This is a genomic window from Exiguobacterium sp. s152, from assembly GCF_018618335.1.
GTDB classification, from domain to species: Bacteria; Bacillota; Bacilli; order Exiguobacteriales; family Exiguobacteriaceae; genus Exiguobacterium; species Exiguobacterium chiriqhucha.
This window is the reverse complement of record NZ_JACSLX010000001.1, coordinates 405,392-418,431: the sequence shown is the minus strand read 5'-3', so window position 1 is coordinate 418,431 and position 13,040 is coordinate 405,392. Positions and strand designations below refer to the sequence as shown.

13 protein-coding genes are annotated in these 13,040 nt (G+C 53.0%); 10 read left to right on the top strand and 3 right to left on the bottom strand.

Annotated elements, in window-relative coordinates; all coding sequences use genetic code 11:
- The first annotated feature begins 41 nt into the window (after nucleotides 1-41).
- Complete coding sequence (locus KNP72_RS02150) at nucleotides 42-1,439, top strand: N-acetylmuramoyl-L-alanine amidase (protein WP_483298420.1); 1,398 nt, start codon at nucleotides 42-44, stop codon at nucleotides 1,437-1,439.
- A gap of 57 nt (nucleotides 1,440-1,496) precedes the next feature.
- Here KNP72_RS02150 and KNP72_RS02145 read toward each other — a convergent pair whose 3' ends face one another.
- Genes KNP72_RS02145 through KNP72_RS02135 form a run of 3 tightly spaced genes read right to left on the bottom strand, consistent with a single transcriptional unit; the run spans nucleotide 1,497 to nucleotide 5,297 of the window.
- Entirely contained in the window at nucleotides 1,497-2,537 is a 1,041-nt protein-coding gene (locus KNP72_RS02145) for a ribonucleotide-diphosphate reductase subunit beta (RefSeq protein WP_131471322.1), read from the bottom strand.
- On the bottom strand, nucleotides 2,494-3,000 hold the full coding sequence (locus tag KNP72_RS02140; RefSeq protein WP_214831948.1) for a flavodoxin domain-containing protein: 507 nt from the start codon (nucleotides 2,998-3,000) through the stop codon (nucleotides 2,494-2,496). Before KNP72_RS02140 ends, KNP72_RS02145 begins: the two co-directional genes overlap by 44 nt.
- 29 nt (nucleotides 3,001-3,029) lie before the next feature.
- On the bottom strand, nucleotides 3,030-5,297 hold the full coding sequence (locus KNP72_RS02135; RefSeq protein WP_214831946.1) for a ribonucleoside-diphosphate reductase subunit alpha: 2,268 nt from the start codon (nucleotides 5,295-5,297) through the stop codon (nucleotides 3,030-3,032).
- A 509-nt stretch (nucleotides 5,298-5,806) separates the two neighbouring features.
- On the opposite strand from KNP72_RS02135, the gene KNP72_RS02130 reads away from it, so the two are divergent.
- The 9 genes from KNP72_RS02130 to KNP72_RS02090 all read left to right on the top strand — a co-directional run bounded on the left by KNP72_RS02130 (nucleotide 5,807) and on the right by KNP72_RS02090 (nucleotide 12,992).
- On the top strand, nucleotides 5,807-6,040 hold the full coding sequence (locus KNP72_RS02130) for a DUF1871 family protein (protein WP_021065539.1): 234 nt from the start codon (nucleotides 5,807-5,809) through the stop codon (nucleotides 6,038-6,040).
- 12 nt (nucleotides 6,041-6,052) lie between these two features.
- Nucleotides 6,053-6,301, top strand: a complete 249-nt coding sequence (locus KNP72_RS02125; RefSeq protein ID WP_021065540.1) for a NifU N-terminal domain-containing protein — start codon at nucleotides 6,053-6,055, stop codon at nucleotides 6,299-6,301.
- The gene (locus tag KNP72_RS02120) at nucleotides 6,298-7,098 is read left to right on the top strand and encodes a glycosyltransferase family 2 protein (protein ID WP_214831944.1); all 801 of its coding nucleotides are present in this window, start codon (nucleotides 6,298-6,300) and stop codon (nucleotides 7,096-7,098) included. The genes KNP72_RS02125 and KNP72_RS02120 overlap by 4 nt, the downstream gene beginning before the upstream one ends.
- A gap of 3 nt (nucleotides 7,099-7,101) precedes the next feature.
- Nucleotides 7,102-7,596 (top strand): Lrp/AsnC family transcriptional regulator, encoded by a 495-nt coding sequence (locus KNP72_RS02115; protein ID WP_021065542.1) that lies wholly within the window; start codon nucleotides 7,102-7,104, stop codon nucleotides 7,594-7,596.
- Complete coding sequence (locus KNP72_RS02110; RefSeq protein ID WP_214831942.1) at nucleotides 7,593-8,777, top strand: aminotransferase; 1,185 nt, start codon at nucleotides 7,593-7,595, stop codon at nucleotides 8,775-8,777. Before KNP72_RS02115 ends, KNP72_RS02110 begins: the two co-directional genes overlap by 4 nt.
- Before the next feature lie 58 nt (nucleotides 8,778-8,835).
- On the top strand, nucleotides 8,836-10,080 hold the full coding sequence (locus KNP72_RS02105; RefSeq protein ID WP_214831940.1) for a lysine N(6)-hydroxylase/L-ornithine N(5)-oxygenase family protein: 1,245 nt from the start codon (nucleotides 8,836-8,838) through the stop codon (nucleotides 10,078-10,080).
- A 194-nt stretch (nucleotides 10,081-10,274) separates the two neighbouring features.
- On the top strand, nucleotides 10,275-10,667 hold the full coding sequence (yugI, locus tag KNP72_RS02100; protein ID WP_214831939.1) for a S1 domain-containing post-transcriptional regulator GSP13: 393 nt from the start codon (nucleotides 10,275-10,277) through the stop codon (nucleotides 10,665-10,667).
- A gap of 94 nt (nucleotides 10,668-10,761) precedes the next feature.
- On the top strand, nucleotides 10,762-11,760 hold the full coding sequence (locus KNP72_RS02095; protein WP_214831938.1) for a Gfo/Idh/MocA family protein: 999 nt from the start codon (nucleotides 10,762-10,764) through the stop codon (nucleotides 11,758-11,760).
- 68 nt (nucleotides 11,761-11,828) lie between these two features.
- Entirely contained in the window at nucleotides 11,829-12,992 is a 1,164-nt protein-coding gene (locus KNP72_RS02090; protein WP_214831937.1) for an iron-containing alcohol dehydrogenase, read from the top strand.
- Nucleotides 12,993-13,040 lie beyond the last annotated feature (48 nt).

The window sequence follows — 13,040 nt, the reverse complement described above, 5'->3', positions numbered from 1 at the left end:
TCAAACGAACGACAGGCTATGCAAACCCAAAAGTTAAGCCAATGGCAAAATTGCAAGGCGTCACCAAGGTCAACTTGAATGTGCGTACATCCGCTAATACAAAGGCTAAAATCATTAAGACTTTAAAAAAAGGTACTTCGGTTCAATACACGAATCACAATTCATCTTGGGCGAAAGTATATTTGAACGGTAAGACGTATTACGCTGCTAAAACATACATCGCACAAAAGGGCGCTGCTTCGAAACCGCCGGCAGCGAAACCGCCGGCAGCGAAACCGCCGGCAGCAAAACCGCCGGCAGCAAAACCGCCGGCAGCGAAACCGCCGGCAGCGAAACCGCCGGCAGCGAAACCGCCGGCAGCGAAACCGCCGGCAGCGAAACCGCCGGCAGCGAAACCACCGGCAGCGAAACCGCCGGCAGCGAAACCGCCGGCAGCGAAACCACCGGCATCAAAACCTCCGGTCGTAAAAAAAGAACAAGGTTATACAAAGCAAAGTGTAAATCTGTATGAGCGGGCGCTTCAAGCATCTCCAATTGCTCGTGTATTACCGAAATCTACGGCAATAGTATACAGTAAATACGACGCGTCTTGGTCGATTGTATACATCGGGTCAGAGTCATTCTACACATTAACTACGGGTTTGTCTTCTGAGAAACCACAGACTACTCCAATCATGAAACCACATGGAAGTGTATACACAAACACGCCGGGAGACGTATTGAATGTGAGATCAAGTGCATCTCCTAAAGCGACTATTCTTGGAAAACTTGCTCATAGTACATTAGTTGAACATTATGGTTCAAAAAGTGGTTTTTACAAAATTAAGTACAATGGAAAAGAGGGCTATATCGCATCGACTCACACCATAACGACAAAACCGAAAATGACAGTGATTGTGCTCGACGCAGGGCACGGTGGTCGTGACCCGGGCGCTGTCAATGGATCCCTCTATGAGAAGACGATCGTGCTTGACGTGACAAAGCGGGTCGAGACGTATCTTCGCTCGAAATATGGATATCAAGTTCGGTTGACGCGCTCGACGGACGTCTATTTGACGCTCGATCAACGCGTTCAAACTGCTAAGACACTTCGCGGCAACTTGTTCGTCAGCTTGCATACGAACGCAGCGACGACACCGTACGCCAAAGGTGTTGAGACGTTTTATTCGTCATCATCTGCCCACAGTGGCAAAAGCCGTGTCCTGGCAACAAATATCCAATCCAATTTGATGGGGAACATGTCCGGGATGACGAGCCGTGGCGTCAAGACTGCGAACTATTATGTTATTCGTTATAATACGATGCCATCAGCGCTCGTCGAACTCGGTTTCATCTCCTCGCCTCAAGACGTTACACATTTAAGGAGTAATGCTTCACGTCAACGGATGGCAGAAGGAATCGCAGAAGGCATTGCCCAATACGTACATGCTTACCACTAAACCTCATCACAGTATAAAAATCCCCCAACTCATCGTGAGTCGGGGGATTTTTTGTACTTATAGGTCATCGAAGCCATTGGCGTCGGTGACTTTGGCGTATGAGCGTGATTTCTGTTCGAAGAAGTCAGATTTCGTAGCATTCAATGAGTCGTCTGAATAGGCGCGAATCCAAGGCATGACATCTTCATTGAACCCTTCATACAGATCGTTCAAACCGATGACACGGAGGCGCTTGTTGGCGAGGTATTTGACGTAGTCGCGCATCTCGCTGACGTCGAGCCCATCGAGGTCGCGCAACACGTACTCACACCACTCGATTTCAAGGTCGACGGCTTCCGCCATCGTGTCATAGACGAACTGGCTGAAGCTGCCGTCCGCGTCGATCTCCGGATTTTCCGTTAAGACGGCCCGAAGCAACTGGCTGACGAAATACGAGTGTTGCATCTCGTCACGTTGGATGTAACTGATCATCGTCGACGTGCCGACCATCTTCTGATGGCGCGCCAAGTTGTAGAAGTAGGCGAAACCAGAATAGAAGTTGATCCCTTCGAGGATGATTGAGGCGACGAGCGATTTGGCGAACGTCTCGGCCGTTTGGTCGGCGCGGAAGTCCTCATATAAGTCCAAGATGAATTGGTTGCGTTTCATGACCATCTCGTCGTCCTTGGCGATATCGAAAATGCGATTTTGCTCGCTGAGCGGGACGAGGCTCGAGAGGACGTAGCTATACGATTGGTTATGCACGACTTCCTGCTGGGCGATGACGGCGAGCACGGCGTGCACCGACGAGTCCGATGAGAACATCGACGACTCGAGGATGTAACGCGTCTGCACCGAGTCAAGGATTGACAACAGGCCGATGATGCGTTTGAAGGCGTCTTGCTCGCGCTCCGTCAACTGCGGCCATTGTTGCATGTCTTTGGACATCGAGATCTCATCCGGAATCCAGAAGTTCGAGAGCAGTTGCTTATAGATGGTATAAAACTGTGGATAGGCGATGTCGTTCCAATTCACGATGGAACTCGTCTCGCCCCCGATAATGGCTGTCGCCCGGTTAGGATGTTTGGGCGACAGTAATTTGATCTTTTGAATGGTCATGGACATATACTCCTTCTTCGGCGTTTCTAGCCAACCGTTCGGCCCAATGACGGACGTTGTACGGTTGATTGCGCGGTGATTGCTCGATTTTCAACGTTTCACCGGCGAGGGGAATCCCGTATTTTGAAAGGTGGTACGCCATCTCATCGACCGCTCGGCAGAAGTGGACGAACATCTTGTCCCCGGTCCCGAACACGGCGGCTTGGCGAAGCGGCACGTTGAGCTCTTTCAAGACGAGTCGGAACATGTCTTTCATCTCGTCCGGCAGGACGCCGTCGGCCCACGTGTACGACCCGAAATAGACGAGGTCGTACGTGGTGAGCGAGCGGGCCTCGCGATGGCCGATGCGGTCCGCTTCGAGCAAGACGACGCGGTCGCCCCGATTAACGTGGGTTTCTTGAATCAGTTCGGCGACCTCTTCTGTATTCCCACTCATGGAACTGTAGACGATGGCGATATGCATGGTCGTTCCCACCTTTCTGTTACGTGACGTTATGAAGCACACGATTCACATTCGTCGACTTCAACGGTCGTCGAACGTGTGTAATAAATTGATTTCATTCCGAGCGACCACGCCTCGAGGTGCATCGAGAGGAGCTCGGTCGCTTTGACGTCGTTTTTGACGTACAGGTTGAAGCTGATCGCTTGGTCGATATGACGCTGGCGCGCCGCGTTTTGACGGATGCTCCAGAGCTGATCGACTTCGAACGCTGATTTATAGAACCAGTTCGTCTCCGGGTTGAGGTCAGGCACCGTCACCGGAATCTTATAGTTCTTCTTCTCTTCCGAATACACTTTTTTGTAGACCGGGTCGATTGACGCGGTGCTGCCGGCGATGATGGCCGTCGACGAGTTTGGTGCGACCGCCATCATGTAGGCGTTGCGGACACCGTTTTGGTGGACCGCTGCGGCGAGACCGTCCCAATCGAGTTCATCGTGTGAACGGTAGTTGCGGCGCTTAAAGTACTCACCTGTGTGCCATTCCGATCCTTCAAAGACGCCGAACGCGCCTTTTTCTTTGGCGAGTTCCATCGAGGCTTGAATCGTCAAGTAGGCGATTTTCTCGTACAGCTTCTCGGCATATTGAACGGCATCGACCGATTCCCAACGGATACCTTCAAGGGCAAGCAAGTGGTGCCAACCGAACGTGCCGAGTCCGACGGCACGGTATTTCTGGTTCGTGATCATCGCTTGCGGCACTTCGATCGTATTCAAGTCGATGACGTTGTCGAGCATCCGCATTTGAATCGGGATGAGTCGCTCAAGGACGTCCGATTTGACGGCCCGGGCGAGGGCGATTGAGCTCAAGTTACAGACGACGAAGTCACCAGGTGTCTTCGTGATGACGATTTTTCCGTCTTCCGTGTATTCTTCATCGATTGTCGTCGGCGACATGTTTTGCGCGATCTCTGAGCAAAGGTTCGAGCTGTAAATCATGCCGGCGTGTTTGTTCGGGTTGGCGCGGTTCACGGCGTCGCGGAAGAACATGTAAGGCGTTCCTGTCTCGAGCTGTGAGCGCATATACCGTTTGACGAGGTCGATGGCCGGTACCGTGACGCGAGTCAGTTCAGGCGTATTGACGCACGCCATGTATTTCTCCGTGAATGAACCGCCGTTCTCTGTCTCATCATAGAAGTCTTCGAGGCTGAAGCCCATGACCGTCCGGATTTCGTGCGGGTCGAATAAGTGCCAGTCACCGCGGGCTTCAACCGTACGCATGAACAAGTCTGGCAAACAGACGCCCGTGAACAAATCGTGGGTCCGGAGACGCTCGTCCCCGTTATTCAATTTCGCATCGAGGAACTCGAAGATGTCCTTATGCCAAATGTCGAGGTAGACGGCAATCGACCCTTGGCGCATGCCGAGCTGGTCAACCGAGACGGCCGTGTTGTTCAACTGTTTCATCCAAGGGAGCGCACCGCTTGAGACGCCTTTGAACCCTTTGATGTCACTGCCGCGTGAGCGGATCTTGCCGAGATAGACGCCGATGCCGCCGCCGCCTTTCGAGAGTGTGGCCACGTCCGTGTTCGAATCGTAAATGCCGCGAAGCGAGTCATCGACTGTGTCAATGAAGCATGAGCTGAGCTGCCCGTACGATTTCCCGGCGTTCGAGAGCGTCGGTGTGGCAACCGTCATATAGAGGTTCGAGAGTGCCCAGTACGCTTCCTCGACGAGCTTGACGCGCTGGTCGGCGTTCTCCTTTTGCATGAGCGTCATGGCGATGACCATGAACCGCTCTTGCGGCAACTCATATAGGTTCTTGACATGGTCGCGGCCGAGGTAACGGTCCGACAACGTCCGGAGACCGATGTAGGTGAACATGCGGTCGCGTGACGGGTCAATCAACGTCTCCAAGTAGGCGATGTCTTCTTTCGAATACGTATCGAGTAAAGCCGAGGTGAAGATGCCTTTTGTCGTGAGCGTCTCAATCATCGGATAGAGCGCACCGTAACGCATCGAGGCGTCATAGCCACGGTTTCGTGCCGCTTCTAAATAGAGGCGGTTTAAGTACATCTCAGTGGCAACGAACGTCCAGTCCGGCTCTTCTGCCTGCAACATATCGAGGGCGTGCATCGTCAAGAGTTCATATACTACATCTTGTGTCAGTGTCTTTCCTTCGAGCGCCCGAACGGCCCGTTCTTCATATCGTTCAACACTGAGCTGTGGGTAGCGTTGTTTAAGGGATTGGATCATTGTAGAGACGTCAGCGAGCGTTGGCGTCGCAGCCAACAGCGTCTCGTGGTGGATAGGGGATGTCAAAACGATCACTCCTTCTTCGAATGTAGATATTATAAAGGTATAGCGGAACTTGTCCGATACGACGTCAATGTGAGCGGAACGTGATAAATATCCGTTAACTATATATTGACGTTTTCTTGTCTTTTTAATCATAAATCACCTATATTTAGTTTTGCAATCTTGACATTCGGCAAACTGCAAACGCTTGAATTACTTTTACTCAAAAACGGCGCTGTCATACGATTTGAGATGAGATTTGAGATGGAAAAAAGTTTGAGCGACGGTTAAATGACAGCACATTCATTTTTATGTAAGCGGTCAATCGAGAAGCGAACGACCTCATTCGGCAGTCGCCTTCGTTATTTTTTGAGAAAATCCTGCTTCTTCCCACTACTGATTCATTACTATATATAGTGGTCGCTTGTTTTTGAAAACGAGGGAAATTCGAACGCTCACTAGCATCGGATTGAAAAGTGAGGTAGATTGAGGGAGTACGATTTGAAATCAAGGTAAAAAGAAGGGTTTAACAAATGAGAGCAGAAGACTTATTATTAGCATGGGACCCACTCGGTTACGGGCTTGGGTCGTATGGACCAGAGTTTGATGATATCGCCTTGGCGCTCATCCACATCGACACGATCGATGAGTTGGATGAGACGATTCGCCGGATTTTGACAGACGCGTTCGGCGACTGTCCGACCGAATCGGAAACACGGGCCATGGCGGCACACTTACTCGCGTCTTCAGAATCTTGTCACTTATAAGGGGGAACCACGATGTTACGTATCGATCCAACACCGAATCCAAATGCAATGAAAATCACACTTCCTGAGAACGTCTTCGGCGCGAAAAGCCAAAGCGTGAAAGCTGGCGAAGAGACGGACCAACCGCTTCTCGCGAAACTCGTCGCCATCGAAGGCGTGGAGAGCGTATTCGCCTATGGCGATTTCGTCACGGTATCAAAAGAGAATGGCGTGAGCTGGGAAACCATCTTGCCACACGTCGAAACTGCTTACCGCGGATGAACCCGCTCGTTTCCATCGTCATCCCGGTCTATTCCCGGGAGGCGGAACTGACGGAGCTGCTGGAAAGCCTGGTCGTCCAGACGTTTCAACAGTTCGAAGTACTTGTAATCAATAATGACGGGCCGCCAAAACAGCATCTTTTGGCGCCTTTTTTGAATCGATTGTCGATTCGTTATATCGAACTTGGCGAGAACCATCACGTCAAAGCCCGCAATCTCGGCGTGCAAGAGGCGAGCGGCGACTATATCTTATTGCTCGACGATGACGATTTGCTCATGCCGACACATCTCGAGTTGGCGCTCGCGGACATCCGCTCGGCCGACCTCGTCTTCACGGATGCGGAACTGTTCCGCTTCATATGGGAAGATGGACGTCGCCGCGTCACCGACTGGGAGGCGTTCGCCTACGACCTCGATTTGGAACGACTCCGTCAAGACTCGACGTTCATCCCGTCCGGCACGCTGTATCGCAAACAGCTCCACGAGACGATTGGACCGTTCGACGAGGATGTCTATAACTACTGGGACTGGGATTTCATTCTACGTGTCAGTGAAGTCGGGACGATTCGGCATCCCGCGCGCGCGACCGTGCTCTACGCGTTTAACGGCACGGACAATCTGTCGGCCAAACAAGATGAGACGCGTCGTCTTTACTTTGATCGGTTTTGTCACAAGCACGGCCTCGTCGATATGGAGATGAAAAACTTCCATATCGTTCAAGCCGAGCGACGGGACTACGTGAGACAGACAGAGAGAACGTTCACAGGGGCGTTCCCCGGTAGAACGGAAGGAGAATAAATTATGTACACATCGAAAGAATTAGAACTGCTCGAGTTGCTCGAAGAGAAAGGCTACCTCGAGACGAAATTGTTGGCGAACTTGCTGGCGACCGACGAGGCGACCGTTGAGGCGATGCTCGAGAAGTTCAAAGCGGACGGGATTTTGCTCGGTTTCCGGGCGATGGTCAACTGGCAAAAAATCAACCGGCACGACGTCACGGCGTTCATCGACGTCAAAGTCACACCGAAGCGCGGCCGTGGTTTCGACGAGGTCGCCGAGCGGATTTATCGCTTCCCGGAAGTGACGGCGCTCTATTTAATGTCAGGGGCTTACGATTTGCAAGTCGTCATTCGAGCGAACTCACTCCAAGACGTCGCGTCGTTCGTGTCGGATAAACTGTCACCGCTCGATTCGGTCGTCTCGACGACGACGCACTTCAAACTGAAGACGTATAAACACGATGGCATCTTGTTCACCCCACAAGTCGAAGACAAACGGTTGAACATTACGCCATGAAGTCACTATCTCAACAAGTCGTCTCGATGAAGCCGTCCGGCATCCGCCGCTTCTTTGATTTGGCGCAAACGATGGAAAACGTCGTCTCTCTCGGGGTGGGGGAGCCAGATTTCATCACGCCATGGAATGTGCGCGAGGCGAGCTATGCAGCGCTCGAGCAAGGGTATACGGCTTATAGCGCCAACGCAGGACTCCTCGAGTTGCGACAAGAAATCGCGAGTTACATGACGGACCGGTTCGGGGCGACGTATGATCCGGCGACGGAATTGATTGTCACGACGGGCGCCTCACAAGCGCTCGATATCGCGTTCCGGGCACTCCTCAACCCAGGTGACGAGGTCATCGTCGTCGAGCCGGCCTTCGTTTCATACGGACCGCTCATTGAACTCGCTGGCGGGACGGTCGTTCCTGTCGCCTGTCGTCCGGAGAACGGGTTCCGTTTGAACCGGGACGATGTCGAGGCGGCCATCACCGAACGGACGAAGGCGATGCTCCTCTGTTTCCCATCGAATCCGACTGGGGCCACGATGACGGGCGAAGAGCTCACCGAAATTGCGGAGCTCGCGACGAAACACGATCTCTGGGTTGTCAGCGATGAGATTTATGCCGAGCTGTCTTACGATGAGCCGTTCACGAGTTTCGCGACGCTCCACGATATGCGCGAGCGGACGATCGTCGTCAACGGGTTCTCGAAGGCGTTCGCGATGACGGGCTGGCGGCTCGGTTTCACATGCGCGCCGGAAGTCGTGACGCGAGAGATGCTCAAAGTCCATCAGTACGGCATGATGTGTGCCCCGACACTCGTCCAATTCGGCGGTCTCGAGGCGCTCCGTAGTCGCGACCAACATGTACCGAAGATGGTGAAGAGCTATCGACAGCGCCGTAACTACTTCATCCAGGCCCTCAATGACGCCGGATTACCGACGCACGTGCCGGGAGGCGCGTTCTATGCCTTCCCGTCAATCCGTCACACGGGCTTGACGAGCGAAGAGTTCGCCGAGCGTCTCTTGCTCGAGGAACGGGTCGCGGTCGTACCGGGCAACGCGTTCGGTGCGAGTGGCGAAGGTTTCGTCCGTGCCAGTTACGCGACGTCGGTCGAACAGTTACAAGAAGCGATTCGTCGCATCGATCGGTTTATGAAACAGTTCGAGGTGACGACAACAACAGACTCTCAGCGATGAGGGTCTGTTTACGTTTTAGCGGTATAATAGGTGGGAAAAGACGAGCGAGGTGAAGTCAATGGAACAAGTGGATTTTGTAGCAATCGGCTGCGGGCCGTACAATCTGGGATTGATGGCGCTCAATGAAGCGACGTCATTGAAGGGTGTCTGTTTTGAGGAACGGGAGGACTTCAAGTGGCACGAAGGCATGCTGCTCGAGTCGGCGACGATGCAGACGCATTACTTATATGATCTCGTGACGCTTGCCGATCCGACGAACCGTCACAGTTATTTGAATTACTTGAAACAGAACGGCCGCTTGCAGACATTCATCGTCCAAGAGAGCCCGACGATTCCGCGGACGGAGTTCAACCGGTATTTACAATCGGTCGCCGCCTCGCTCGACACGATCAAGTTCTCGCACCGGGTCACCGATGTCCGTCCGGCGGCGGATGGGTTTCTCGTCACGGTCGAGACACCTGATGGGGAAACGGTGCTGTCGTCACGTCACGTCGTCATCGGCACGGGAGCAGAACCTCTCGTCCCAGACGCCTTCCAAGACGTCGTCCATACGAGTTCGTATCGGATGGAGCGGGAGCGCTTGCTTGAAACCGACCGCATCGTCGTCATCGGCAGCGGTCAAAGTGCAGCCGAGGTATATCTCGATTTATTGACCCGGTCCGATAAAATGCGCCAACGAATCGATTGGGTGACGCGCTCGGATGTGTTCGAATCCCTCGAGAGTGGGAAGCTCGGCGAGGAAATTTTCAGTTTGCCGTACGTCGACTATTTCAATCGTTTGCCCTATGCGGAGCGGGATCAACTCGGAAAAGCGTTCGAGCGGTTCCGGAACGGGGTCAATCCTGAGACGCTTCGAGCGATTTATGGACTGTTGTATCATCGGACTGCGGACGGAAGTGAGCAAGCGACGAACCTGTACACGCAGATTGAAATCGAGCACATCGCACACGAAATCGTTTATACTGTCGAAGGGACGCAACAATATACGGGACAATCGTTCACGGGTGAATATGATGCGGTCGTGGCGGCGACCGGCTATCGACCGCGCATCCCGACGTGGGTCGAACGATTCGAGATTGAATGGGAAGCGGAGCAGCAGTGGCGCGTCAATAGTCGCTATCAGATTGCAACGAAGACGACGTTGGCGGGAGGTTTATTTACCCATACGAATTTAGAACATTCGCACGGTCCGGCGGCGACGAACTTGGGGATGGCAGTGTATCGAAACGCGATCATGTTAAATGAAATGATGGGGGAAACGGTGTTTGATGTGGCCGCGCAGCAACCGTTTACAAGTTTTTGAACAAAAAAAGGGCTAGGCCTTAGCCTAGCGGAATCAGGGGGGAATACTTGAAGTCTTGCTTGATTTGTATTTACCCGACCCGTCGACTTTGAAACACAAAAACAATCCCAAATAATCTTTTTTACTAATTTGTACACTTTATCGAAAAAAGTATGTTATAGTAAGTTGATGAATTTAGCATAGGAGTGTTTGTAATGGCAAAATACGAAAAAGATCAAGTTTTAAAAGGTAAAGTAACAGGAATCCAACCTTTCGGTGCGTTCGTCGCACTCGACGACGAGACTCAAGGTCTTGTCCACATCTCTGAAATCTCACATGACTACGTGAAAGACGTGAACGAGTACGTTCAAGTCGGTCAAGAAGTTGAAGTGAAAATTCTTGATGTTGATGAAGCATCTAAGAAAATCAAGCTTTCAATGAAAGCGACACAAGAAGCTCCAAAACGCGAGAAGTCGGTTAAGCCAGCTCGTCGTGGCGCACCACGCCGCAACGAAGCTTCAAACTTCAAGCAAGAAGAAGCACCAGGCTTCACTGTCCTCAAGGACAAGCTCGAAGACTGGATCAAAAACACGAACTTCAGAAAGTAAGTGATTGAGACGACCTGCCCTGTGCAGGTCGTCTTTTTTTTGTACAGGAAATGTCCCACTCGTTCACGAACAGTACAGAAAAGGAGTGAGGACCATGAAAATCGGAATCATCGGTACGGGCGGGATTGCCAAAACCGCCCATATCCCGCAATACATCGCAGCAGGCGCAGACGTCGTCGCCGTTATGAATCGGACACGCGAACGCGGAGAGGCGGTGGCGAAGCAGTTCGGAATCGAACGGGTGTACGAGACGGTCGAGGAGATGCTCGCCGAAGAGACACTCGATGCGGTCAGCATCTGTACACCGAACGCCTTACATAAACAACAAGTCATTGCCGCACTCGAGGCCGGCTGTCACGTCCTCTGCGAGAAACCGCCGGCCATCTCGGCTTACGAGGCGAACGAGATGCTAGAGGCGGCCAGACGAGCTGAGCGAACCCTTCATTATGGCTTCCATTACCGGCATCGGTCGGATACCCAACTATTGAAGAGGATGATCGAGGCGGGTGAACTCGGACACATCTATGCCGCGACCGCGCTCGCCCTTCGGCGCCGTGGCATCCCGGGATGGGGCGTGTTCACGAATAAAGAGTTGCAGGGAGGCGGCGCACTGCTCGATATCGGGGTGCATATGCTCGACCTTGCCCTCTATTTGATGGATTATCCGAAGCCGGTCGATGTGGTCGGTCACGTCGGTCAATATCTCGGAACACGACCTGGTGTCGGGCTGATGGGCGATTGGGACGCGGACGCGTTTTCGGTCGAAGACACGGCGCGGGCGATGGTCACGTTCGATAATGGGGCATCCTTGTTCTTAGACGCGAGTTTCATGGCCAACGTCGACGCGGCGGACACGATGCGGGTCGAACTGCGTGGGACGAACGGTGGCGCGTCGCTGTTCCCACTCGTCATCCATACGGAAGAGCACGGGGCGTTGTTCGATAAGACACCGGCTCACCTCGCGCTCGAAGACCCGTATGCGAGACAGATTCACACGTTTCTCGAGGCGTGTCGTCAGGAGCCGTCGTACCAGCAAGCGGAACAGGCGGTGACGCTCCATACAATCATCGACCGCATCTACGCTCAGACCTGATTGCTTTTCAATCACAAAAAACAGGGTATATAGTGTAGGTGTTACATATTTTCGAAGGAGGATGAATTATGCACAACTTTGAATACAAAAACCCGACGAAACTTATTTTCGGGACTCATCAAATCGAAAAACTCGCGAGCGAGTTACAGGCGCTTGACGCCAAGAAAGTGATGCTCGTCTATGGAGGCGGGAGCATCAAAAAGAACGGCACGTACGAAGAAGTCGTGGCCGAGTTAAACAATGCTGCGATCGACTACGTCGACTTCTCAGGCGTCGAGCCGAACCCGCGCATCGAGACGGTACGTCGCGCGGTCAAACAAGCACGCGAAGAGAACATCGACGCGTTGCTCGCGGTCGGCGGTGGTTCGGTCATCGATTGTACGAAACTCATCTCGGCGGCCATCCCGTATGAAGGCGACGCTTGGGATATCGTGCTTCGCGACCACATCCCGACAGAAGCGGTCCCGTTCGGTACGGTGCTCACGCTCGCAGCGACTGGCTCTGAAATGAACTCGGGCTCGGTCATCACGAACTGGGAGACGCAAGAGAAGTACGGTTGGGGCCACCCGCTTGTCTATCCGACGTTCTCGATTCTCGATCCGCGTTATACGGTATCGGTACCGAAAGATCAAACGATTTACGGCATCGTCGATATGATGAGTCATTGTTTCGAGCAATACTTCCACCCGAACCATGCGCCGGTCCAAGAGCGTATGACGGAAGGCGTGTTGAAAGCGGTCGTCGAATCGGCACCGAAACTCGTCAATGACTTGGAGAACGTCGACTTGCGCGCCATCATCTTGTTCGCCGGAACGATCGCCTTGAACGGAGTGCTCCAAATGGGCGCCTCGGGCGACTGGGCGTCACACAACATCGAGCATGCGGTCTCGGCTGTCCATGACATCCCACACGCAGGCGGACTCGCAATCTTGTTCCCGCGCTGGATGGAGCATGTGCTTGAAGAAGACAACGCCGCTCGATTTGCACGCCTCGGGACGGAAGTGTTCAACGTTGAACCGGCCGGTAACGATCTTGAGACGGCGAAACGGACGATTGCAGCTGTCCGCGCCTTCTTCGATGAGCTCGGTGCACCAAGCTCACTCCGTGACTATGACATCGATGAATCGACATTTGACGCCATCCTCAACTCGGCGATGAAACGAGGCGCATTCGGTCGCTTCCGTACGCTCGAACGTGAAGACGTCGCAGCGATTCTTGAACTGAGCAAATAAGGCGATTTCATGCCTATTTTGCAATAATGATTGAACGAATCAGACGTT

Bases quoted from the DNA above. Each gene is read 5' to 3' on its own strand.
- KNP72_RS02150 (WP_483298420.1), top strand. From the start codon at position 42: ATGGCAAAATTGCAAGGCGTCACCAAGGTCAACTTGAATGTGCGTACA.
- KNP72_RS02145 (WP_131471322.1), bottom strand. From the start codon at position 2,537: ATGACCATTCAAAAGATCAAATTACTGTCGCCCAAACATCCTAACCGG.
- KNP72_RS02140 (WP_214831948.1), bottom strand. From the start codon at position 3,000: ATGCATATCGCCATCGTCTACAGTTCCATGAGTGGGAATACAGAAGAG.
- KNP72_RS02130 (WP_021065539.1), top strand. From the start codon at position 5,807: ATGAGAGCAGAAGACTTATTATTAGCATGGGACCCACTCGGTTACGGG.
- KNP72_RS02125 (WP_021065540.1), top strand. From the start codon at position 6,053: ATGTTACGTATCGATCCAACACCGAATCCAAATGCAATGAAAATCACA.
- KNP72_RS02120 (WP_214831944.1), top strand. From the start codon at position 6,298: ATGAACCCGCTCGTTTCCATCGTCATCCCGGTCTATTCCCGGGAGGCG.
- KNP72_RS02115 (WP_021065542.1), top strand. From the start codon at position 7,102: ATGTACACATCGAAAGAATTAGAACTGCTCGAGTTGCTCGAAGAGAAA.
- KNP72_RS02110 (WP_214831942.1), top strand. From the start codon at position 7,593: ATGAAGTCACTATCTCAACAAGTCGTCTCGATGAAGCCGTCCGGCATC.
- KNP72_RS02105 (WP_214831940.1), top strand. From the start codon at position 8,836: ATGGAACAAGTGGATTTTGTAGCAATCGGCTGCGGGCCGTACAATCTG.
- yugI (WP_214831939.1), top strand. From the start codon at position 10,275: ATGGCAAAATACGAAAAAGATCAAGTTTTAAAAGGTAAAGTAACAGGA.
- KNP72_RS02095 (WP_214831938.1), top strand. From the start codon at position 10,762: ATGAAAATCGGAATCATCGGTACGGGCGGGATTGCCAAAACCGCCCAT.
- KNP72_RS02090 (WP_214831937.1), top strand. From the start codon at position 11,829: ATGCACAACTTTGAATACAAAAACCCGACGAAACTTATTTTCGGGACT.